Source organism: Duncaniella freteri (genome assembly GCF_004766125.1).
GTDB classification, from domain to species: Bacteria; Bacteroidota; Bacteroidia; order Bacteroidales; family Muribaculaceae; genus Duncaniella; species Duncaniella freteri.
This window is the reverse complement of sequence record NZ_SJSA01000001.1, coordinates 464,388-486,676: the sequence shown is the minus strand read 5'-3', so window position 1 is coordinate 486,676 and position 22,289 is coordinate 464,388. Positions and strand designations below refer to the sequence as shown.

The following is a 22,289-nucleotide window of genomic DNA, read 5'->3' as shown; positions in this document are numbered from 1 at the left end:
TGAAAAATGCCTTCGTCGAAAAACACCCATCCGGTTCTGGACGCTACCTCTTTGCGAGATCTTCATAAAGGTACTGGAGTATAATCCTCCCCTTATGCTCCCGGTCTTTATCCGGATTGGATATGGCGGAATCTGTCACATTGTCTACCACCGTGAACCCTGTGGCATCGCGGAACATGAACCCGTTGATGAACGTATGGTACGAGAACGGATACTTGTATGACTCCGACATGACATCACGGCTGAATATGAATTCATCGTGAGGCATGTCAAGCTGTCCGAGTATCGTGGACGCTATATCACTCTGCGACATTATTGTGTCTATCCTTCGGGGAGCCTTTACAGCACCGCCGAGCATGAGCAGCGGTATATGGGAGTACTTGTCGTGGCTCAGAGGCTCACCCGCATTGCATCCGTGGTCACCGGTGACCACTATGAGCAGGTTGTCCCAGGCAGGAGTCTGCCTGAGCCTGTCAACCAGTCTTCCGAATGCATCGTCTACATAGGCGAATGAGTTGGCTATCTCGTCATCAGGTATACGGTTGTAAGGCACCTTCCAGTCCTCGTGCGAGCTGAGTGTGAGCAGCGATGTGTACCATTGCCTCCCTTCTTTATGCTTGTTTTGTATATCCTCGTACACCCACTCGAATACCTCTCCGTCAGGCACTCCCCATTTGCCTCTCGACATTGACGGCGGGAAGTCCGGTTCCGATACTATGTGGTCATGGCCTATGGTCAGGAAATATTCCGACATGTGAAACACCATAAGGTCTCCTCCGTGCACGGCTGTGGTCTCATAGCCCGCATCCTTGAATTTCTTTGGAAAAGCCGGCAGATTGGGAAGCTTGTTGGTCATGCGTATCACACTGGTGGTAGGCTGGGCGAGATAACCGCTAAGCAATGCCACGAGCCCCCGGTCCGTGCGGAAACTGTTGCTGTCTACGCGTGTGAAGAACAACCCTTCGTGTGACAGACGGTTGATGTTGGGGGTCACATCCTTCTCCCCCCCGAGTTCCTCTACAAAACGCGCCGAAAGGCTCTCCCAGATTATGAAGAGCACGTTGGGGCGGTTCGTGTTGAGAGCTTTCTCGCTTGTCCCATGGCTTGCAGGGTAAAGATCATTGAACTCTTTCCCGCATTCATCGCTGTCTGTGTAATGGAATGCCCCCTCTATTTTGTCATTGACACCGAGAGAATATATGAAAGCATACACCGGGTTTAGTGCCGCATGGTTGAAGAACTGGTTGTTGCTGTAGTACGACAGGCTCGGATTGTTGGGACGGCGGCGCATACCGCGTATCAGCACCACAAGGACCCCTATGAGCGCGGTACCCGTAAGTGCGGTCACGATGCTCTCTGCGATGCCGTGTGCAATGAACGTGCCATGCGACATTGACACTGCACATACAAGCTCAAGCCAGCAGTATGTGCAGCCTGCCACCATGAGCAATGCAAATATCGATCCTGCAATATAGAGCGTGCTCACGCTTGCTATAGCCCACTTCAGCGTCTTTAGGTAAGCCAGTACCGATGCATCTATCTTATGTTGCCAGAACGAATATAGAGCCGTATCGGCTATGACCATCAGCCCTGCCACGATAGCCGTTGCCGCATTGTAGAATGTCATGAACTGAGGCAGGAAATCGGTCTGTATGAACGCCTGTGATATGGATGCGAGTAGAGGGACTGATGTTAGGTATGCACACACTATCACATCCGTTTTCAGTCCGTACCTCCACATGTCGGGCAAATCATGCACAGATATCGGGCGGGTGGAGAGCTTGCGGTTGTATAGTAGGAACAGCGGACGCTGGAACATCTGGAAATACAGGAGCCAGGAGGCATAGTAGCAGACTATGAATAGTATGAATTTTTCCACGGTTGAAACGATCTCTGTCGCTGCATCGGAAAGGGAAAGGACATGCTGTCTGGCTCCCTATCTGCACAGCTCTTTGACTTTATTGACGATGGTCTCTTCTGATATTTTGTTGAGGCAGTCCATATGTCCGAGCGGGCAGCTCTTGCTCCCGGCGATAGTGCAGGGCTGGCAGGCTATGTTCAGCACCACGGCATTCCTGCCCTCCTGTCCGAAGCCCAGAAATCCGCAGGCAGGTGTTGTGCCGCCCCACACCGATACCACCTTCGTGCCGGCAAGCCCTGCGAGATGCTGGTTGGCTGAGTCCATGCTCACCATCACCTCAAGGCGGCTCATCAGCGCAAGCTCTTCTTCGAGTGGGTAGCGTCCTGCTAATGACACTATCTCCCCTCTCCCGGCATCCGGATTCTCCTGCCATGAGTCAAGGGTCTCAGCTTCTGTTCCGCGCCCTCCGAACAGATACACGTTCATCCCCTCCCTTGCAAGCATCCGGGCTACACGCCTCATCTTCTCAGGAGGATACGTCTTGGTGCTGTAGCGGGCAAACGGTGCTATGCCTACTGCCGGACACGATATCTCTGCCGGCAGCTTCACTGGCTCGGCACTCTGGTATATCGACGAGAAGTTCATTGACGCATCTGCCCCGAGCTTCCTGAACACATCGAAATACCGGTCTATGTACTGTCTTTGTGGCTCCCCTCCCGCAAACACCGCTCTGCGTATGCCGCGCGCCTTGTCTACGCGCGCCACACGCGCACCTCTCATCCTCAGGTACATCCCTATGAGGCGTGTGCGCAGTATGTCGTGAAGGTCCGCCACATAGTCAGCTTTCAGTCTTGCAAGCTCACGGGCTATCCTGAACACGCCTCTGACCCCTTTGTGCTCACCTTTCAGGTCAAAGGGCATCACAGTAACGTTGGATGGCGCGTTGACAAACATTCGCCCGAAGAACGGACGTGTCGCCACATAGATATCCATCTCGGGATGGCTCCTCGCCACCGAGTAGATCACAGGCACCGTCATTGCGATGTCCCCGAGGGCGGAGAACCGCAGTGCCACCAGTCGCTTTCTCCGTGTGCTTTCTGCCATTGACACTTTCTGACTCCGCTTTTAGAGATTTCTGAGGTATGCCTCCACTCCGTCGATGTCCTTGCGGTTGTCCACCGACAGCGACTTGCAGTGGCAGTTGTAATAGTAGATAGGCATATGGTTCTCAAGGAAACGGAACGAATCGTTCTCCTCGATCTTCTCGATAGGCCCGCGGGGTGTGTTGTGGTAGAAGTCGAGAGCCTTGCGTGTGAATGCGCCCACTCCCACAAACTTGTGGAACACATAGTCCATCGCCCCCTTCGGATAGGGGATAGGTGAGCGGGATATGAACAGGCAGCGGTCATCGGCAGCGGTCACGATCTTCAGGTTGGTTGCGTCAACAACCTCCACAGGATTCGAGAAGTCGGTCATGAGGTTCGACACAAAGAAATCCCCGGGCTGAAGTCCGTCAGGTATGCACTGCACTATGGCATCGCGGGTGAGCAGTGGCTCATCTCCGTTCACCATCACGTAAAGGTCCGCATCGATGCGTGTCGACACCTCATAGAGCCGTTCGGTGGCTGTGTCGTGGTCATCACGTGTCATGATCACCTTCGCTCCGAAGCTCTCTGCCTTCGACTTGATTTTCTCGCTGTCGGTGGCGACATAGACCTCTTCGAACACCTCTACCTCCTTGCAGTGTTCGTAGACCCATTGGATCATAGGTTTGCCGAGTATGAGGGCAAGAGGTTTCTCAAAGAATCTTGACGACTCGGCACGTGCCGGGATCACGCATATTATTTTCATATCTTTTTCGGATAAATGTTTTCAAAATGGTTTGCACTAATGCTCTCACTGGTATAGCCAGCGGCGGTGTGACCAGAGCCACAGTCCTGGGCGTCGGCGTATAGTCTCTTCAAGCATTTCATAGTAGCGTCGGGTGTATGGCGAATCCCCCTCAAGGCTGCGGGGCTTGATGGGCTTCAGTGTCATTCGGTAATGTCCACGTCCGGTCTTCTCCATATCGAGATACAGATAGGCGGCATTTACATGCTTCCCTATCTCCTCGCCTCCGGGATTGAATGGGGTATGCTGTCCCAGGAAAGTGGTGGCATGGTGTGACACACTGCTGTTCGACCGGTGGTCGGCAACGAAGCCTATTATGAACGGAACATTGTCGCGGTGCCAGCGCACCATGGTCCTGAACACCCTCTCCTGCGGCAGTGACACTGGGTTGAATCGCGAACGCACCTTCAGCATGAGCCGGTCGAACGCTTTGTCGTGAAGTGGCTTGTACACCTGGGCGCATAGGCGCGGCTTGCTGAAATGACGCACCACTGCCGGGACATACTCCCAGTTGGCGTAATGACCCAGGTACATCACTACAGGATGACCCTCCTCAATGAGACGGTCCACGATTTCTCCACACTCGACCTTAATCCTCCTGTCGACCTGCTTGTCGCTTATGTGAAGCAGCTTCGCGGTCTCCACGATATTGTCCGCGAACTGTTTGTAGAAGTCCTGCTCGATCTCTCTTAGCTCCTCATCCGTCTTTTCCGGGAATGAGTTGCGGAGATTCATGCGTATGACACCTCGACGGTATTTCATCACATGCTGTAGGATCATACGCACGCCGTCACTGATGCAGTAAAGCACCCTGAACGGTAGCAGAGCGAGTGTGGTGAACAGCACTCTGTACAGTGCGTATTTCAGTTTTTCTCGCATAATGTCCTGAGTATTTGTTGCACTACACGTGGTGTTGCACCTGTGTTCTGGCTCACATATTTCGCTGCGCGTTTGGCTATGTACTGCTGGCGAGCTGTGTCCGACTTCAGTCGCTTGAACCATATGTCGAGCTCCTCTATGTCATGCACCACCTTGCCTATGCCGAGACGCTCCATCTCCGTCGGGGTGACCTTGCGCCTTATGTTCGGACCGAACGACACCGGTATCCCGTACACGGCAGGCTCGATCACGCTATGGAGCAGGCGTGTGAACCCTCCTCCCACATATGCCCACGAAGCATAGCGGTATATGTAGGCAAGCGCACCCACGAAGTCCACTATCATCACCTGCGCGTCGCTCATGTCGTCGCTCGCGCTGCAATGGGTGTACCTGAGGCTCCTGCGTTTCACCTTGTCCTCTATCTTCTTGATGGTGTCCTCGTCAATCTCGTGGGGGACGATTATGAAGCGCGTCCCAGGATGTCGGTTGGCGAGCTCTGTCACCATCTCAAGGTCTTCGTCGTCATGGATGCTCCCTGCAAGGAATATCTTCTCTTTCCCGGCAAACCTTTCGATCCTCTCGTCTTTCCATGGTGTGGAGGCGACCAGGGCTACGTTGTCAAACAGTGGGTCGCCGTTCACCGTTGCATTGTCTACACCGATGGAATGAAGATTCCTGACAGAGTTCTCGTCAAGCGTGAACACCTTCGAGAATCCGGCTATGGAATCGCGGTACAGCTTGCCGTACCAACGGAAGAACGGTCCGTCATCACGTATGATGGCTGACATCAGGAATGATGGTATTCCAAGTTTCTTAAGCTGGTTCAGGTAATTGTGCCAGTACTCCGACACCATGAACACTGCACAGTCAGGCTTGACGGCATCAAGAAACTTCGATGCGTTGCTGCTTGTGTCGAGTGGCAGATAGAACACCCTGTCGATCATTCCCGGGTGCTTGGTGACAGCCTCGTAGCCAGTAGGGGAGAAGAACGTCACCACGATATTGCAGTCAAGCTGTTCCTTGATCGACGTTATGATAGGTCGTGCAATGCCGTATTCCCCTAACGATGCGGCATGGAGCCATACGGTCGGTTTGCTCCGGTCAAGGCCCTGCATGCCTTTTACGACTTTATCCACGGCACAGCGTTGGCCGCGTACAAAGCGTTTTATCTTGGCGGTACTGTCCTCCGATACGAAGGTGGATACGCCAAGTGCGACGCATCTTGCAAAACGCATAGCTAAATCGTATATTTGTAGCATAAGATGCTTGAGGGGCAAACTAATGTGGTTAATGACCGAATCGGTGGCAATGTGCCTTTTGCATTACAATCGACAAAATTACGATTTATTTTTGATATATTCATACTATTTTCTGTAATTTTGCGGAGCTATGGATATTCGGATTGAAGATACAATAAGGCAAGCGGCTCCGGGGCTGCTTGTAGTGGCGATTGAGGCTGACGTGACCAACGGCGAGACCTCCGAGGAATTATGGGCTCTGCTCAACCGTGCTGCCGCTGACATAAGGGACATTACCGAACTGCCCGACATCAACAGGCGTCCTGGGATACGTGCCACGCGTGATGCCTACAAGGCATTGGGCAAGGAGCCTAACCGTTACCGCCCGTCGGCCGAGGCTCTGTGCCGCAGGGTGGTCAAAGGTATGGAGCTATACAGGATCAATGCGCTTGTGGATTTGATCAATCTTGTGTCGCTCCTTTCGGGCTACTCTATAGGCGGCTTTGATGCCGACAGGATTCAGGGCGAGGTGCTCTCTCTGGGTGTCGGTCGCGAAGGTGAGCCGTTCGAAGCCATCGGACGAGGGGTGCTCAACATAGCCTGCATGCCTGTCTATCGTGACAGCATAGGTGGGATAGGGACCCCGACAAGCGACAATGAGCGCACAAAGCTCGACCTCTCCACACGGAGGCTTCTGATGTGCGTCAATGTCTATGGCGAAGAGATGCCGGTGGAGGACACTGTGAGGATGATTGTCGATTCCCTTGAGAGATTTGCTGACGCTAAGAATATAACGATTAATTATTACCGCCCATGAAAACACTCCGCATGTATCCCACAAGCCTGAATGAAAGGTTCCTTGACGAGGCTGTGGATGTCCTTGAGAAAGGAGGAATAATCATTTATCCTACCGACACCCTGTATGCCATGGGGTGTGATGCATTGAACAATGGGGCGATCGAACGGCTATGCAAGGTGAAAGGTGTGAATCCTCAGAAGCAGACCCTGTCCATAGTGTGTGACGGACTGTCGATGGCAAGCGAGTATGCAAGAATCGACAATGAGGCTTTCAGGATACTGCGTTCCAATCTTCCGGGACCGTTCACTTTCATTCTCCCTGCTGCAACCACATTGCCTAAGGTATTTAAGGGGAGGCGTACAGTGGGTGTGCGCATCCCTGACAACCCTATATCGCGAGCCCTGTCCGAACGCCTCGGTCATCCGGTGCTTTCCACTTCCATCCCTCAGGATGAGGAGTGCGGTGACCCTTCGGCATTTGCCGATGAGTATGCCGGGATTGCATCGCTGCTAATTGACGGAGGGGAGGGTGACGGCATCCCGTCCACGGTGGTCGACCTCACTGACAGCCGCGATCCTGAAATCGTCAGAGATGGAAAAGGCGAACTGATATGATGCTGTAAAATAACAAAGTCATCGCAAGGCACTTTCCTGGAAAGTGTGTCGCGATGACTCTTATGATATTTCTTGGAATGGAGGATTATTCGTCGAAGGTCATTTCGTCGAAGCCTGCTGCTTCGAATTCGTCCTCATTGTATTCGGTGGAGCCGTAGAATTCGTCGTCAAGATCGGTGGTCGCCTGCTGTGCGGCTTTGGCATCGATCTTTGCATCAAAGTCATCCATATCCACTGTCTGCGACGGTGCTTCTCCCATGGACACGGAGCATAGGGGATCGATAAGATGCTTCCCTGGTACAGATCGCTTCATTTCAATAAAGAATGAACGGTCAGTGAGATAGTCGAACACCCATACAAGACGCTGGCCCTCATCCTCTATAAAGTCGCTCAGAGGAGTGTCCTCCATCAGATACACATCCTGGGAAGAGTCGCTTCCCATATCCTCCAGGCATATCTCTTGTTCGCGCTCCCATCCTTCATCGCACATGAAGAACGAGCTGAACTGGGTCTTGTCGTATCCTACGCTGTCACATATGGCATTGCGAAGGTCAAGAAATGTAGCGTCGGCATCAATCTGTATTTCGCGCTTGAAATTGTCGACTTCATCAGAGACTATGCGGAAATTGTATATCATATCTTGGAGTATTTCGTGAGTTTAACATTACTACCGCGAAAGTAATAACTATTTGCCGAACTGCAAAATTTTTTTAGATGGAATAAACGGCTTAGTGTATAAAAGACCACAGGACCATGAATCTGTGGTGCGATTTCATGGTCCTGCGGTGCTGTAGGATGTTTTTTGCTATACTTCGAGATCCTGATTGAAGGTCTCGTTCCAAGGGAGACCGTCCTTTGCAAGCTCGGCAAGGAACGGATCGGGATCGAATTCCTCGACGTTGTTCACGCCAGGTTTTACCCACTTGCCGGTAAGGAACATCATGGCTCCGACCATTGCCGGCACGCCGGTGGTGTAGCTTACAGCCTGCATTCCGGTCTCTTTATAGGCTGCCTCGTGAGAGCAGTTGTTCCATATATAGTAGGTCAGAGGCTTGCCTTCCTTGTCCTTGCCTGATATGCGGCATCCGATAGATGTCTCGCCATGGTAGTTCTCGCCGAGGTCCTGAGGATTGGGGAGGACTGCCTTAAGGAACTGGAGCGGCACTATCTTCTGTCCGTTGTAGTCGATCTCGTCGATACGTGCCATGCCTATGTCCTGGATCACGCGCAGGTGGGTGAGGTATTCCTGTCCGAATGTCATCCAGAAACGAGCTCTCTTGATTGAGGGGAAGTTCTTGACGAGCGACTCCAGTTCTTCGTGGTACAGGAGGTAGCTTTCACGCCCGCCTATGTTGGGATATGTGAGTGTCTTGTGGATTTCGAGCGGTCCGGTTGTAACCCATTTGCCGTCCTGATAGTAGCGTCCGTTCTGAGTGATCTCGCGGATGTTGATCTCAGGGTTGAAGTTGGTGGCGAATGCCTTGCCGTGGTCTCCGGCGTTGCAGTCCACTATGTCGAGGTACTCCATCTCCGAGAAATGGTGCTTGGCGGCATATGCTGTGAATACTCCTGACACTCCGGGGTCGAAACCGCAACCGAGAATGGCAGTAAGACCTGCTTCCTCGAAACGCTGCTTGTATGCCCACTGCCATGAGTATTCGAAGTGTGCCACATCTTTTGGCTCATAGTTGGCTGTGTCGAGGTAGTTCACTCCGCATATGAGGCATGCATCCATAATTGTGAGGTCCTGATAGGGGAGTGCCACATTGATGACGAGCTGAGGCTTGTGACGGTTGAAGAGCTCTACGAGCTGGGGAACGCTGTCGGCGTCCACGACATCAGCACTTACATTTGGCTTGCCGATGGTTTCAACCACAGCCTCACACTTTGAACGGGTGCGCGAAGCGATCACTATCTCGCTGAACACGTCGGGGTGCTGGGCGCATTTGTGGGCAACGACGGTGCCGACGCCGCCGCAACCTATGATTACTACTTTTGCCATTTTATTATTCGCCCGAGGGCGATTGTTATAGGGTTATAAGGTTAGGGGAATGGCAGGTGACCTTCACAGGTGATGATCACCCGCCATTTCACGTCGTTTTTTCTTGGGATCAATCGCGTGAGCTTCCGAAGAAACGCAGCAGATAGAGGAAGAGGTTGATGAAGTCGAGATAGAGGGAGAGCGCGCCCAGAGTGGCGAGATGACCAATCATATTGGAGGGAGCATAGAGTGCCATCTGCTTGATCTTCTGAGTGTCCCAGGCTGTCAGACCTACGAATATAAGCACACCCGCACAGGAGATCACCCAATCAAGGCCGGTGCTTTTGGTGAAGATGTTCACAACGGATGCAATGATGAGACCTATGAGGGCATAGAAAAGGAAGTTGCCCCATTTGGTGAGATCCTGGGTGGTGAAATATCCATAGATGCTCATTGCTCCGAATGTGCCGGCGCAGATGAAGAATGTCTTGGCAATGGATGTTGCCGTGTAGAGCAGGAATATGGGTGCTAATGCCATGCCGTTGATTGCCGCGAATGCATAGAAGAGCAGTGTGGCTGTGCCGGACGCCATCTTGGATATGCGGGCTGAAAGGGTGAACACCAATACGAGTTCGGCGATGAATAGTCCCCAATAGAACCATGAGTGTGTGAGCATGAACTGCATATAGGATGCGCTTCCCGCACAGAACATGGAGATGAATGCTGTGACGAGCAGTCCAAGAGTCATCTTTAGGTAGACACGTTTCATCACTGATGATGTGGTGGACGCGATCTGTGAGGCAGACTGGTAACCTCCGCCGTTATATGGGGGAGGGGTCGGAGTTTCGTTGTACATATTAAAATAAGCTATGTTAAGTTTATTATTAGACAACCGGAAATGACCAAAAGTTTAATTTCCGGCATTCCGGTTGTGGGTTGTTACATGCGTTCGGGTACCCTGATGCCGAGGAGTTTCATGCCTGACTCGATGACGCGTGCGGTCTGCGAGCTGAGTCTGAGCCTGAGTGAGCGAACCGCGGTGTCGGTTTCCTTGAGTATCGAGCAGTCGTGGTAGAACTGGTTGTAGAGTTTTACAAGGTCGTATACATAGTTGGCTATCAGAGCAGGGCTGTAGCTCTGACCGGCAGCTGCCACAACCGACGGATAGTCGGCGAGAGCCTGGATGAGTGTGATCTCACGTTCGCCAGGTGTCACGGCTGAGTGGTCCTCGACCTGCATTCCCTCTTCGGCAGCCTTGCGCAGCACTGAGCGGATACGTGCGTAGGTGTACTGTATAAAGGGTCCGGTGTTGCCGTTGAAGTCGATGGATTCCTTTGGATTGAAGGTGATGTTCTTTCGGGGATCAACCTTGAGTAGAAAGTATTTGAGCGCGCCGAGTCCTACCATCTCGCTGATAGCGGCGGTCTCCTCATCGGTGAGACCGTCGAGCTTGCCGAGTTCGGCGGATACAGAGCGGGCTGTTGACACCATATCGTCCATAAGGTCGTCGGCATCTACCACGGTGCCTTCGCGTGACTTCATTTTTCCTTCGGGGAGTTCGACCATTCCGTAAGAGAAATGAACAAGGTCCTTGCCCCATTTGAATCCGAGGCGGTCGAGAAGGATCGAGAGCACCTGGAAATGGTAGTTCTGTTCGTTGCCCACGACGTATATCATCTTGTCGATAGGGAAGTCCTGGAAACGCAGTTTGGCTGTTCCGATGTCCTGTGTCATGTAGACCGATGTGCCGTCGCTGCGCAGGAGTAGCTTGTGGTCGAGTCCGTCGCCGGTGAGGTCGGCCCATACCGATCCGTCCTCTTTGCGGTACATCTTGCCTGCATCGAGCCCTTCGAGCACTTTCTCTTTACCTTCGAGATAGGTCTCGCTCTCGTAGTATATCTTATCGAAGTCGACACCCATGCGCTTGTAGGTCTCGTCAAATCCGGCGTATACCCATTCGTTCATTTTCTGCCAGAGTCCACGGATTTCGGGGTCCTTCTGTTCCCATTTCACGAGCATTTCACGAGCCTCCTTCATGAGCGGAGATTCTGCCTTAGCCTCGTCCTCGGACATGCCTTTCTCCATGAGGCTCTTGACCTCAGCCTTGAAATGCTTGTCGAAAAGGACGTAGAAGTCGCCGATCAGATGGTCGCCTTTTTTTCCTGAAGATTCAGGGGTTACGCCGTCGCCCCACTTCTGCCATGCGAGCATCGATTTGCAGATGTGTATGCCACGGTCATTTACGATGTTGGTCTTTACTACGCGGTTGCCGCATGCCTTGAGTATCTCGGCGAGGCTGAATCCGAGGAGATTGTTGCGTATATGCCCCAGGTGGAGAGGCTTGTTGGTGTTCGGTGATGAGTATTCCACCATAACAAGTGGGGAGTTCTCATCAGCCGCTTTCATTCCGTAGTCGGGGGTGTCGGCTATATGTGCGAGCACTGAGTTCCAGAATCCGGGAGCGATGGTGAGGTTAAGGAAGCCTTTCACGACGTTGAATTTTTCAACTGCCGGCTCATTGTTCACAAGCCATTCGCCTATCTCAGTCCCGACAGCCTCGGGTGATTTGCGTGCCGCCTTGACCCATGGGAACACTACCACAGTGACATTGCCTTCAAACTCCTTGCGGGTGGCTTGAGGTACGATACTGTCGGCGGGAGTGTCGGTAGCGTACAGCTCTTTGACTGCACGTGACACGGCTTCGGATATGATGCTATCAATCGACATTTCCTTGTATGATATGTTTTTTGAGTTATAACTGAATTAATGTGCAAAGTTACACAAAAAATTGCTATTTATAGGAAATCCATCGGATTATTTCCTTGAGGGATGGTTTCTTTCCGTACATGAATATGCCGATGCGGTAGATCTTTCCGGCTATCCATACCATGGCAATGAAGCTCAGGAGCAGCAGTGAGAGTGACAGCCATATCTCCCATGCGGGGATGTCGAAGGGGATGCGCGCTACCATCACCATTGGGGCGGTGAGTGGGAACAGCGATGCCCAGAATGCGATGCTTCCCATGGGGTCGGCTGCAGCTATAAGGGCGAAAATGAGTCCGAAGATTATGGGGAATAACGCAAATGATGTCATCTGGGATGCGTCCTGGATGTTGTCGACCGCTGATCCGATGGCGGCAAAAATAGATGAGTAGATGAGGAACCCGAGCACGAGGAATACTGTCATCATCCCTATAAGCCCGAGTATGTTGCCTGCCTGGGTGAGCGATGCGAGGACGTTGATCATATCAATGGAGCCGGTTGTGCTGACTGCTTCGAGGTTGCCTGCCCGGAGGGCGGTTATGTCAGCCATTGATTCTGCCGGGATTATCGCCGGGAGCACCCATGCTGACATTATGACGAGCAGTATGCCCCAGAGTATCATCTGGGTCACTGCGACGAGTGCCACTCCGATGATTTTACCCATCATGAGCTGCATGGGTTTTACGGAGGATACCACCACTTCGAGGACCCGGTTGCTTTTCTCTTCTATGATGGATGTCATCACCATCTGTCCGTATATGAGCAGGAACATGTATAGGACGAATGACATGCCGATGCCGATGCCGTAGCTTACGCCTGAGGAGAGTATCTCGCTGTCCTCGCTGTCACGGTCGTTGCGGACGGTGCTTATGGCGACTGATGAGTTGACGTCGGCAAGGATGCTGTCGAGGTCGGCTATGTTGTGCTGTTTGAGGCGTTCGTTTTCGACGATCTTGTTGATCTGTGAGGTGATGGCGTTCTCAGCGGTGTAGGATGACGGTCCGTTGCTGAACAGCTGTAGTGAGCTGCGGCGGGATGAGATTATGTTGTGAGGTATCACGAGCACGGCATCGACATCGGTGCGCGTCAGTGCGGAGTCGATGGTCAGTGAGCTGTTGTCTGTGAACCGGATTTCTGGGGTGTCGGTCAGTTTCGGGGCGATGAGTCCGTTGTTGTCGATCACGAGCACGGATGTGACGCTGCTGTCGACGTAGTTCATGATCAGCGCCGGCATTGCCATAAGTGCGAGCATGAGCACCGGCATGAGAAGGGTGGTGAATATGAAGCTTTTCTTTTTGACGCGTTCGAGGTATTCGCGTTCGATTACGATTCCTATCTTCGACATAGGTCTATGGGGGTGTAGAGAGGGTTGTTGTGATGTGTTAAAAGGGTGATGTCAGTCTTGCCGGAGCCGAGGTCATGCCTGGTCAATGCCCATTGGCTCGGCATCCGAGCTTACTGCACGGATGAAGATGTCGTTCATGGATGCGAGGCTTTCGTGGATCGCAGCTATTGTGACAGTGTCGTTGGCTATGGATATCATGTCCCGGAGAGATGCTGTGTCGGCAAGTTGCAGGGAGATTCTGGAGCGTCCCTGTCCGTCGGGTGGTGACATGTGGAATGAGTGGGCTATGGCACTCAATCCTGATGTCAGGCTGTCGCAGTCGCCGGTAAATGTGATGTCGTAGCGGTTGCCGAAGTATTGCCGGCGCAGCTCTTCGACATTTCCGCTAAGGATGTTCCGACTTTTGTTTATGAGAGTGATGTTATCGCATATCTCTTCGACCGACGACATGTTGTGGGTAGAGAAGATGACGGTTGAACCCTGGTCGCGCAGGTCAAGGATTTCTTTTTTGAGCAATCCGGCGTTGATGGGGTCGAATCCCGAGAAGGGCTCGTCGAATATGAGCAGTGCGGGACGGTGGAGCACAGTGACGATGAACTGTACTTTCTGTGCCATGCCTTTAGAGAGCTCCTCCACGCGTTTGTCCCACCATGAAAGGATGTCGAATTTCTCGAACCATTTGCGGAGTTCTCTTGAGGCGTCCGATCGTGACAGCCCTTTGAGGCGTGCAAAGAACATTGCTTGTTCGCCCACTTTCATCTTCTTATACAGCCCGCGTTCTTCGGGGAGGTAGCCGATGTGACGTACATCGTCCTCGGTGAGCCGGTGTCCCTGGAACATGACGCATCCCTTGTCGGGGGCGGTGATGTGGTTGATGATGCGTATGAGGGTGGTCTTTCCTGCTCCGTTCGGTCCGAGAAGCCCGTAGACTTTCCCTTCGGGGACACTGATGCTCACATCATCAAGCGCGAGATGGGAAGAGTATGATTTACTGACATTCCTGACCTGTAATATATCCATATCGAAAGTTTTATACAATGAGACGTAAAATTAGTGAAAAAGTTCCGGAAATTCTGAAACTTTTGCAGTAATTTCGCGTCAGATTGAATATATGTCAACATCCGGCGAAAAAGAGTCTCGATTCATGGCGATTGTCAGTGACAACCGCCCGATGATCTATAAGGTGTGCTATATGTATGCCTCGGACCCGGAGGAGCTTAACGACCTGTATCAGGAAGTGCTCGCCAATCTGTGGCAGGGACTTGACAGTTATCGCGGGGATTCGCGCATGTCGACATGGATATATCGTGTGGCGTTCAACACGTGTGTCACATATATACGCCATAACGCCAAGCATGGCAATGGCCGTGTGGCACTCGATGATGTCACGGATGTGCAGTGGGAGGACAGCGGCCGCGGCGAGAAGCTCAGGCATATGTACCGTCTTATCTCATGTCTTGACAAGATGGATAAGGCTATCATACTTATGTGGCTTGACGAGAAGAGCTATGAGGAGATATCGGAGCTTACGGGGCTGCCGCGCAATACGGTGGCTACGCGTCTTTACCGTATAAAACAGAGATTGACCGAACGAAACAAAGATGAATGATGACGATGGATATAGACAATCTGCGACAGGAATGGAAATCGATCGAGGTGCCTCCCTGCAAGGAGGCGACCCGGGAGCTGGAGCGCAAGGTGGCTTCGGGGAAAGGGGCGCACTCTCTTCGTGACCGACTGAAACGTATCAGCCTGAGGCTCACTGCCGAGTGTGTGATAGGTGCCCTATGCCTGATACCGCTTGTGTCGGATCATGTGCTGCTTGTGGTCCTTGTGTCGGCTTTCTTTGTGGTGATGGGTGTGATGCATGCGGTACAGTACCGGATGCTGTCGCGCCTGGATCTTTCCGCCGCCACAGTGATTGAGGCTTTGGGCATGGTGTGCAGGCTTGAGTTGTTCCGCCGTACGCGCCGCATGATAGGGCTTACGCTGATGGTGCCGCTGATGGTGTATATGGTGATGTCGTTTGCCGACAGCTATGACGTGTATATGCTTCCGTGCTGTCTGCTGGGACTGGTGGCAGGGTGTGTGGTGGGCATAGCTGTGAACAGGCGCACTACGAAACTATTGCGAGAAATGAAGAGCCAACTTGCTTGCGAAAGTTGAATTTTCTATTTACCTTTGCAGAGTACTCACGTGTACTTCATATTTCACTGCAATGAATACCAAAAGTCTTGTGTCAATCAGCGACTTAAGTCGTGAGGAGATACTTAGTCTGCTCGACACCGCCAGAAAGTTTGAGGAGAAGCCCAACCGCCGTCTCCTTGAAGGCAAAGTAGTGGCGACACTCTTTTTTGAGCCGTCGACCCGCACTCGCCTGAGTTTTGAGACCGCAGTCAACCGCTTGGGCGGGCGTGTGATAGGATTCTCCGATGCATCCAATACATCAACATCCAAGGGTGAGACCCTGAAGGACACCATAAAGATGGTGAGCAATTATGCGGACCTCATAGTGATGCGCCATTTTCTTGAGGGGGCTGCGCTGTATGCCACAGAGGTCTCCGATGTGCCTATAATCAATGCCGGTGACGGAGCTCACCAGCATCCGTCGCAGACGATGCTCGACCTGTACTCGATCTACAAGACCCAGGGCACACTTGAGAATCTTACCATAACTCTTGTGGGTGACCTTAAGTACGGGCGCACCGTGCATTCGCTCATAATGGCGATGAAGTACTTCAATCCCACATTCCGGTTTGTTGCCTGCAAGGAGCTCGATATGCCAGAGGAATACAAGGCGTTCTGCCGTGAGAATGGCATACGATATACGGAACATACCGATTTTTCGCCAGAGGTGATCAATACCAGCGATATCATATATATGACCAGGGTTCAGAGAGAGCGTTTCGCTGACATCATGGAGTATGAGCGTGTGAAGGATCTCTATAACCTTAACAATGCCATGCTTGCTGATGCCCGCGACAATCTGCGCATACTCCATCCGCTTCCGCGCGTCAATGAGATAGCGCAGGATGTGGATGACAATCCCAAGGCTTATTATTTCGAGCAGGCGCGTAACGGACTGTATGCCCGCCAGGCTATAATATGCCGCTCGCTGGGTATCGAAGTTAACGACTAAACATTAATCCAATGACCAATATATCAAAAGCCGAGCTCGCTGTGGCTGCATTGCGCAACGGTACTGTGATAGACCATATCCCTTCGGAGGTCCTGTTCAAAGCTGTAAAAATATTAGGCATCGAGCATGTGAGGTCGGCAGTGACCATAGGGAACAACCTTGAGAGCAAGAAGCTTGGGCATAAAGGGATCATAAAGGTAGCCGATGTGTATTTCCCTGAGGCTACGCTCAACCGTATAGCCCTGATAGCCCCTTCGGCGGTGGTGAACATCATAAGGGATTATGAGGTGGTGGAGAAGTATCCCGTGACTCTTCCCGACACGATCCTCGGACTGGTGAAGTGCGGCAATCCCAAATGCATCACAAATAATGAGCCGATGCGCACACGTTTTCATGTGGTAGACCGCGAGGATGTGACCATCTCGTGCCATTATTGTTCGCATACTGTAAAGAGTGCGGATGCACAGATAATACAGATATAATAGCCCCTATAATATCAATAAAGTGAAAGTATCCTGGAAACCAGGCACAATGATATATCCGCTGCCTGCGGTGCTGGTGAGCTGTGGCACTATGGAACACAGCAATATCCTCACTGTGGCATGGACCGGGACATTGTGTACGAATCCTCCGATGTGTTATATATCGGTGCGTCCGGAGCGTCATTCCTATCCTCTCATCAGGGAGAATATGGAGTTTACCATCAATCTCACAACTTCGTCAATGGCCCGGGCCACGGACTGGGCCGGGGTGAGGTCGGGTGCCGATTATGACAAGTGGGAAGAGACAGGGCTTACGCCTGAGCCCGGGGTGAAGGTGTCGTGCCCTTCGATAGCGGAATCCCCCCTGTCGATAGAGTGCCGGGTCAAGGAGGTGGTGCATCTCGGAAGCCATGACATGTTTGTCGCGGACGTGGTGAACGTGCTTGCCGACGAGAAGTTTATGGACCCGTCCACCGGAGCATTCGATCTTGCCGCCGCAGGTCTGCTCAACTATTCCCATGGTCAATATTTTGAGCAGGGGGCACCGATAGGCCGTTTCGGCTGGTCGGTAAAGAAGAAATAAACCTTAATTTAATAAAATAAAAATGACAAGAGACAACGCCATCTTCGAGATCATCGAACGTGAACATCAGCGACAGAAAAAAGGCATAGAGCTGATTGCCTCAGAGAATTTCGTCAGTGACCAAGTGATGCAGGCTATGGGGTCGTGCCTCACCAACAAGTATGCAGAAGGCTATCCCGGGCACCGTTACTATGGCGGCTGCGAGGTGGTTGACGAGGCAGAGACTCTGGCTATAGAGAGGCTTAAGCAGCTTTTTGGAGCGGAGTGGGCCAACGTGCAGCCTCATTCGGGAGCGCAGGCCAATATGGCTGTGTTCATGGCATGCCTGAAGCCCGGCGACAAGTTCCTCGGCCTCAACCTGAGCCATGGCGGTCACCTGAGCCACGGAAGCCCTGTGAATTTCTCCGGACTGATGTTCCAGGCTCTTGAGTATAACGTAGATGCCGAGACCGGACGTGTGGACTATGAGCAGATGGAGGAGGTAGCCCGCAGGGAACGTCCCCGTCTGATAGTGGGCGGAGCAAGTGCCTACAGCCGTGAGTGGGATTACGCACGCATGCGTCGTCTCGCCGATGAGATCGGTGCCATCTTTATGGTGGATATGGCTCACCCTGCCGGACTCATTGCCGCAGGTATTCTTGACAATCCTGTGAAGTATGCCCACATTGTGACATCCACGACCCACAAGACTCTTCGCGGTCCGCGCGGGGGTGTGATCATGATGGGCAAGGATTTCGAGAACCCATGGGGCAAGACCACTCCCAAGGGTGTGGTGAGGATGATGTCGTCGCTGCTTGACTCGGCTGTGTTCCCGGGTGTTCAGGGCGGACCTCTTGAGCATGTCATCGCAGCCAAGGCTGTCGCTTTCGGCGAGGCTCTTCAGCCGGAGTTCAAGGAGTATCAGATGCAGGTGAAGAAGAATGCATCGGCTCTGGCGTCGGCACTTGTGTCGATGGGGTACAATATAGTGTCGGGCGGTACAGATAACCATTGCATCCTTGTGGACCTCCGTTCGAAGTTCCCTGATCTTACCGGCAAGGTTGCCGAGAAGGCTCTTGTGGAGGCTGACATCACTGCCAATAAGAATATGGTGCCTTTTGACAGCCGCTCGCCTTTCCAGACATCGGGCATACGACTTGGCACACCGGCTATCACCACCCGCGGCGCGAAGGAGCCTCTCATGGGTGAGATCGCCGAGATGATCGATACAGTGCTCCGTACGCCTGCCGATGCTGACACTATTGCTGCCGTGCGCGCGAAGGTGAATGCTGTAATGGCTGACTATCCGATGTTTGCATACTAATTTCAGGCAACAGGATACAGGTATCCAACCAAAGTAAAAGGGAGCAACCCGATCGGCAGACTGCGGGGAACGCAGGGCTGATGTCTGACCGGGTTGTTTCTTTTTTGTTGTGGCGGGGTGTGATTTTTTTGCGGAAAGGGTGGGGATACATCCTTTTTTGATTCCGGTGCGTTATAACTGAAAAAACTATTTATGAAAATAATTCTGATACTCGTTCTGCTTATTCAATGTGTGCTGCCGATGAGGGGTGCTGTGAAGTCCGTGTGGCAGCAGGATGTGTTGGGTGACGGCTATGAGATGCGTTATGTGGATCAGGGGTCGGACTATTCGGGAGCGGTGGTGTCGACGATAGTGCGTAAGTGTGTGCCTGATACGTCGGCTGAGAGACGGCGTGGCGTATTGTATGTGCACGGGTTCAACGATTATTTCTTTAATGCGGATATGGGTGACAGGTTTGTTGCCCAGGGCTATGATTTTTATGCCGTTGATCTGCGGAAATACGGACGGTCGGTAATGAAGGGGCAGAGGATGTTTGAGATGCGTGATGTGAGTGAATATTTTGCCGATATAGATTCTGCACTTAGTGTGATGAGGAGGTCTGGGGTTGACGAGATAGCACTTATGGGACATTCCACAGGAGGGTTGATCACTGCCTGCTTCATGGCATCGAATCCGGGAGCCAAGGTGGATGCGCTTGTGCTCAACAGTCCTTTCCTCGACTGGAATCTCGGATGGAAGGAGAGACTTGTGCCACTGATCTCGTGGCTCGGTGGCATTGTTCCGGATATGCCTGTGGCGCAGGGGGAGTCAACTGCCTATGCGGAGAGTCTGCTAAAGGAGCATCATGGTGACTGGAGCTATGACACGAGATGGAAGCTGTCGCAGTCGCCTGATGTCACGGCGGGATGGGTGAGGGCTATCGACAGGGCGCAGAAGTCATTGCGTGACGGTAAAGCGGATATCAAGGTGCCTATATTGCTGATGTATTCGTCGGAGAGCGTGAACGGTGACGAATGGACTCCAGCCCATAATCGTGCGGACGGTGTCCTTGATGTCAATGACATACGCCGCTACGGACGAATGCTGGGGCCGGATGTCACTTGCCTGAGGGTGGATGGCGGGCTGCATGATCTGATGTTGTCGAATCAGAGGCTTCTGTCGGTCCTGTATCCGCGCATATTCTCATGGCTCGGCAAGGAGTTGCCGAAATGATGCTTGTGGGCTGTGACCGGTGTCGCGGACAGTAATGAACCCTGAGAGATGGTTATGGCTCTCAGGGTTTATTGCTGATATATCGCTGCTTCAGAATATGATTTGCAGGCGTGCTTCAAGGATGTTGACGTGACGTTTTGGGAGGAGGTTTTCGACGTCGCGGTGGCGTACGGTGCTGTAGGAGTAGCGCAGGCGTGCCAGCATCCATGAATTTATGTAGTAATTGAATGTGCAGTTGATGTCGTTCATTATGCCGCCCATTATGCCTGCTTTGGAGTCGGAGGCATTGGTGTAGTTGTAGCCGAGCACAAATTCAAGAGAGCCTTTTGCCGGTGTGGCTACTCCGGCATCGGCATGAGAATAGGTGTATTGCGACCCTATAAGCAGAGTGCGCACCATTCCGTAGGCACCTTGAGCTGTGTAGTTGCTGAAACCGTCCTTGCGGGCGACGTTCATGTAGTAGTATTGGGCTTCGAGGGCGAAATTGCTCTTGATGAAGAGCAGTTCAGGTGTCATCTTGAAGAGTCCTCGTGCATGGTCGATGCCTGCGGAGAGCACCGGTACTTTGGATACACGGCTCGGAAAATTGGCGGTGTAATCAAATGCTGAATGGTCGTCGGCTGTAGGTGTCGAGTAATTGAAGGATGAGCCTATCTGGAATACATCGCCGTCGCTGTGTCGCGGACGCCATACGAGTCGGGTCTGCGCTCCCCATGCCTGCTTGCCCATGGCTGTGGCGTTCTGGGTCATGGCATTTGCTTCGGCGAATATGCTTGTGCCAGCGAAGAACCGGTCCTTGTCGTAGACCCACATGGCGGCGAGCAGTCGGGGGTTGGCATAGAAAAATTCATTGGAGGTAGGCTCTTCATAGGTCTGCTTCATAGATGAGCTCGTCTCGGAGTTGAGTCCCCATTGCGGGACGAAATATCCCACGCGCAGGAGGTTGGAGGGGTTGAAGTCGTATTCAAGATATGTGTCTTTCAGCCCGACTTTGCCGTATCCGAATCCGACATCGACTTTGGCTTTCCATTTTCCGTAGCTTGCCTTTACTCCGAGACGGAGGTCGGGTATCGCTACGCCGTCGACAAACCGTGTGTCCTCATCCTCCTGGATGTTTCCGTTGCCACCCATATATACCGCTCCGTCCATAAGGATTCTGCCAGTGGGCTTCACTGAGAACTTAGGAGCGTCGTCATCGTCAGCAGCGGTTGCCGGAAGGATGCTTATTGCAGCAGCTGTGAGTGCCAGTATGATATTTTTCATAATAGTGTGCGTGTTTTGTGTGGTGAAGTGTCATAGTGTATTACGGCAGGTCAGTCGGTGGTGGTCTTTGTTGGGACCGGGGTGCCTTTTGCCACTTTGCCTTGCTTCTTCAGCCGGCTGAATTCGGCTTTGGCTTTACTGAGCTGTTCCTGGAAGGCGGGATCGGCGTGGAGGCGTGCGACTGTGACTGCTCCTGTGATGCGTCCGGCATCGACGTCGCTCTGGAAGTGGTAGCCGCATATCACGCGGCTTTCGCCCATTTCATATCCGCGTTTGAGTATCTCGTTCTGACGTTCGGGATTGATTTCGGCGAGGACCAAGGCTGTAGCCCATCCGATGGATGTGTGTCCTGAAGGGTAGGAGCCGTTGGTTGATAGCTCTTCCTGCTGCTCGGGGTTGCAGGTGTCCTCATCGTAGAAGGAGAATGGCCGCTGACGGTTGTAGTAGTTTTTTGCCTCACGGGTGCCGAGGTCGCCGGCATCTTCGCGCATTCCGATAACGAGCTTCAGGATTTCGGGTGTGTTCTCGTCGATTTCCACTCCGAAAGCTTCAGAGAAGGCTTCGGGTACGCCGTTGCCATCAACGCGTGCATCGGTGACTGCCTGGTCGCCCCGGGGGGTGTTGCGCATGGTTTTGCCCCATGTGTAGCGAGCCTGGTCATTGAGGAATGTGATTGATGCACCGTCAGGCGGGGGAGGCAGCAACAGGTAGCTGTTGGGGACATCTCCTTCCTGAAGGAAAAAGAGTTCGGGGTTGGTGCGGTGGTCTTTGATCTTTTTGGCAGGTACTGCGTCCTGTGCAGATGAAAAGAGGGTGGCAACGGCGAGGCATATGATGCATGTGGCGTTGCGGAGAGTTGAAACATGTAGATTCTTCATGTGAGAATTGGGTTAAAGGGTTGTAGATTAGAGTTGTTGAAGAATGTGGCTTTGCCATC

Annotated in this window: 22 protein-coding genes; 9 read left to right on the top strand and 13 right to left on the bottom strand. The window is 52.5% G+C overall.

The features are described from left to right. Nucleotides 1-43 precede the first annotated feature (43 nt). From EZ315_RS02140 to EZ315_RS02120, 5 genes are read right to left on the bottom strand one after another with little or no spacing between them, the layout of a single operon-like run. Entirely contained in the window at nucleotides 44-1,879 is a 1,836-nt protein-coding gene (locus tag EZ315_RS02140) for an LTA synthase family protein (RefSeq protein ID WP_135470207.1), read from the bottom strand. Nucleotides 1,880-1,936: 57 nt separating this feature from the next. Beyond that, a complete protein-coding gene (locus EZ315_RS02135) occupies nucleotides 1,937-2,965 on the bottom strand; it encodes a glycosyltransferase family 9 protein (protein ID WP_135470205.1) in 1,029 nt (342 codons plus the stop codon). Between the two features lie 21 nt (nucleotides 2,966-2,986). Further along, entirely contained in the window at nucleotides 2,987-3,712 is a 726-nt protein-coding gene (locus EZ315_RS02130) for a 3-deoxy-manno-octulosonate cytidylyltransferase (RefSeq protein ID WP_135470203.1), read from the bottom strand. A gap of 45 nt (nucleotides 3,713-3,757) precedes the next feature. Then, nucleotides 3,758-4,630 carry a lysophospholipid acyltransferase family protein gene (locus EZ315_RS02125; protein ID WP_170957435.1) on the bottom strand — a complete coding sequence of 291 codons (873 nt, stop codon included), beginning with the start codon at nucleotides 4,628-4,630 and terminating at the stop codon, nucleotides 3,758-3,760. Further along, nucleotides 4,615-5,865 (bottom strand): 3-deoxy-D-manno-octulosonic acid transferase, encoded by a 1,251-nt coding sequence (locus EZ315_RS02120; protein ID WP_207104615.1) that lies wholly within the window; start codon nucleotides 5,863-5,865, stop codon nucleotides 4,615-4,617. The genes EZ315_RS02125 and EZ315_RS02120 overlap by 16 nt, the downstream gene beginning before the upstream one ends. 154 nt (nucleotides 5,866-6,019) lie before the next feature. Here EZ315_RS02120 and EZ315_RS02115 point away from each other — a divergent pair, with 154 nt between their 5' ends. Together EZ315_RS02115 and EZ315_RS02110 are read left to right on the top strand one after the other, a co-directional pair. Continuing rightward, nucleotides 6,020-6,685, top strand: coding sequence for a B3/B4 domain-containing protein (locus EZ315_RS02115; protein ID WP_135470198.1), 666 nt, complete (start codon nucleotides 6,020-6,022; stop codon nucleotides 6,683-6,685). Further along, on the top strand, nucleotides 6,682-7,281 hold the full coding sequence (locus EZ315_RS02110; protein WP_135470196.1) for an L-threonylcarbamoyladenylate synthase: 600 nt from the start codon (nucleotides 6,682-6,684) through the stop codon (nucleotides 7,279-7,281). The genes EZ315_RS02115 and EZ315_RS02110 overlap by 4 nt, the downstream gene beginning before the upstream one ends. Nucleotides 7,282-7,366: 85 nt before the next feature. Here EZ315_RS02110 and EZ315_RS02105 read toward each other — a convergent pair whose 3' ends face one another. The 6 genes from EZ315_RS02105 to EZ315_RS02080 form a co-directional block, all read right to left on the bottom strand. Then, nucleotides 7,367-7,918 (bottom strand): IS1096 element passenger TnpR family protein, encoded by a 552-nt coding sequence (locus EZ315_RS02105; RefSeq protein ID WP_135470195.1) that lies wholly within the window; start codon nucleotides 7,916-7,918, stop codon nucleotides 7,367-7,369. A 168-nt stretch (nucleotides 7,919-8,086) separates the two neighbouring features. Next, the gene (locus EZ315_RS02100) at nucleotides 8,087-9,283 is read right to left on the bottom strand and encodes a saccharopine dehydrogenase family protein (RefSeq protein ID WP_135470193.1); all 1,197 of its coding nucleotides are present in this window, start codon (nucleotides 9,281-9,283) and stop codon (nucleotides 8,087-8,089) included. 109 nt (nucleotides 9,284-9,392) lie between these two features. Next, nucleotides 9,393-10,118, bottom strand: a complete 726-nt coding sequence (locus tag EZ315_RS02095) for a Bax inhibitor-1/YccA family protein (protein ID WP_135470191.1) — start codon at nucleotides 10,116-10,118, stop codon at nucleotides 9,393-9,395. An 83-nt stretch (nucleotides 10,119-10,201) separates the two neighbouring features. Next, on the bottom strand, nucleotides 10,202-11,989 hold the full coding sequence (argS, locus tag EZ315_RS02090) for an arginine--tRNA ligase (protein ID WP_135470190.1): 1,788 nt from the start codon (nucleotides 11,987-11,989) through the stop codon (nucleotides 10,202-10,204). A gap of 64 nt (nucleotides 11,990-12,053) precedes the next feature. Then, complete coding sequence (locus EZ315_RS02085; protein WP_135470188.1) at nucleotides 12,054-13,370, bottom strand: ABC transporter permease; 1,317 nt, start codon at nucleotides 13,368-13,370, stop codon at nucleotides 12,054-12,056. A 72-nt stretch (nucleotides 13,371-13,442) separates the two neighbouring features. Continuing rightward, nucleotides 13,443-14,390 (bottom strand): ABC transporter ATP-binding protein, encoded by a 948-nt coding sequence (locus EZ315_RS02080; protein ID WP_135470187.1) that lies wholly within the window; start codon nucleotides 14,388-14,390, stop codon nucleotides 13,443-13,445. A gap of 91 nt (nucleotides 14,391-14,481) precedes the next feature. Between EZ315_RS02080 and EZ315_RS02075 the strand changes: the two genes are divergently transcribed. The 7 genes from EZ315_RS02075 to EZ315_RS02045 all read left to right on the top strand — a co-directional run bounded on the left by EZ315_RS02075 (nucleotide 14,482) and on the right by EZ315_RS02045 (nucleotide 20,089). Further along, a complete protein-coding gene (locus EZ315_RS02075) occupies nucleotides 14,482-14,979 on the top strand; it encodes an RNA polymerase sigma factor (RefSeq protein WP_135470185.1) in 498 nt (165 codons plus the stop codon). A gap of 5 nt (nucleotides 14,980-14,984) precedes the next feature. Further along, the gene (locus tag EZ315_RS02070) at nucleotides 14,985-15,536 is read left to right on the top strand and encodes a hypothetical protein (RefSeq protein ID WP_135470183.1); all 552 of its coding nucleotides are present in this window, start codon (nucleotides 14,985-14,987) and stop codon (nucleotides 15,534-15,536) included. Between the two features lie 52 nt (nucleotides 15,537-15,588). Beyond that, nucleotides 15,589-16,509 carry an aspartate carbamoyltransferase gene (gene pyrB / locus EZ315_RS02065; protein WP_135470182.1) on the top strand — a complete coding sequence of 307 codons (921 nt, stop codon included), beginning with the start codon at nucleotides 15,589-15,591 and terminating at the stop codon, nucleotides 16,507-16,509. A gap of 11 nt (nucleotides 16,510-16,520) precedes the next feature. After that, entirely contained in the window at nucleotides 16,521-16,991 is a 471-nt protein-coding gene (pyrI, locus tag EZ315_RS02060; protein WP_135470180.1) for an aspartate carbamoyltransferase regulatory subunit, read from the top strand. A 22-nt stretch (nucleotides 16,992-17,013) separates the two neighbouring features. Then, entirely contained in the window at nucleotides 17,014-17,574 is a 561-nt protein-coding gene (locus EZ315_RS02055; protein ID WP_135470179.1) for a flavin reductase family protein, read from the top strand. Between the two features lie 22 nt (nucleotides 17,575-17,596). Next, on the top strand, nucleotides 17,597-18,877 hold the full coding sequence (glyA, locus tag EZ315_RS02050) for a serine hydroxymethyltransferase (protein ID WP_135470177.1): 1,281 nt from the start codon (nucleotides 17,597-17,599) through the stop codon (nucleotides 18,875-18,877). A 192-nt stretch (nucleotides 18,878-19,069) separates the two neighbouring features. Beyond that, nucleotides 19,070-20,089, top strand: a complete 1,020-nt coding sequence (locus tag EZ315_RS02045; RefSeq protein WP_135470175.1) for an alpha/beta hydrolase — start codon at nucleotides 19,070-19,072, stop codon at nucleotides 20,087-20,089. Between the two features lie 90 nt (nucleotides 20,090-20,179). On the opposite strand, the gene EZ315_RS02040 is transcribed toward EZ315_RS02045, so the two are convergent. After that, the gene (locus tag EZ315_RS02040) at nucleotides 20,180-21,352 is read right to left on the bottom strand and encodes a porin (protein WP_135470173.1); all 1,173 of its coding nucleotides are present in this window, start codon (nucleotides 21,350-21,352) and stop codon (nucleotides 20,180-20,182) included. Between the two features lie 50 nt (nucleotides 21,353-21,402). Next, the gene (locus EZ315_RS02035) at nucleotides 21,403-22,230 is read right to left on the bottom strand and encodes an acid phosphatase (protein WP_135470172.1); all 828 of its coding nucleotides are present in this window, start codon (nucleotides 22,228-22,230) and stop codon (nucleotides 21,403-21,405) included. Nucleotides 22,231-22,289: the final 59 nt, after the last annotated feature.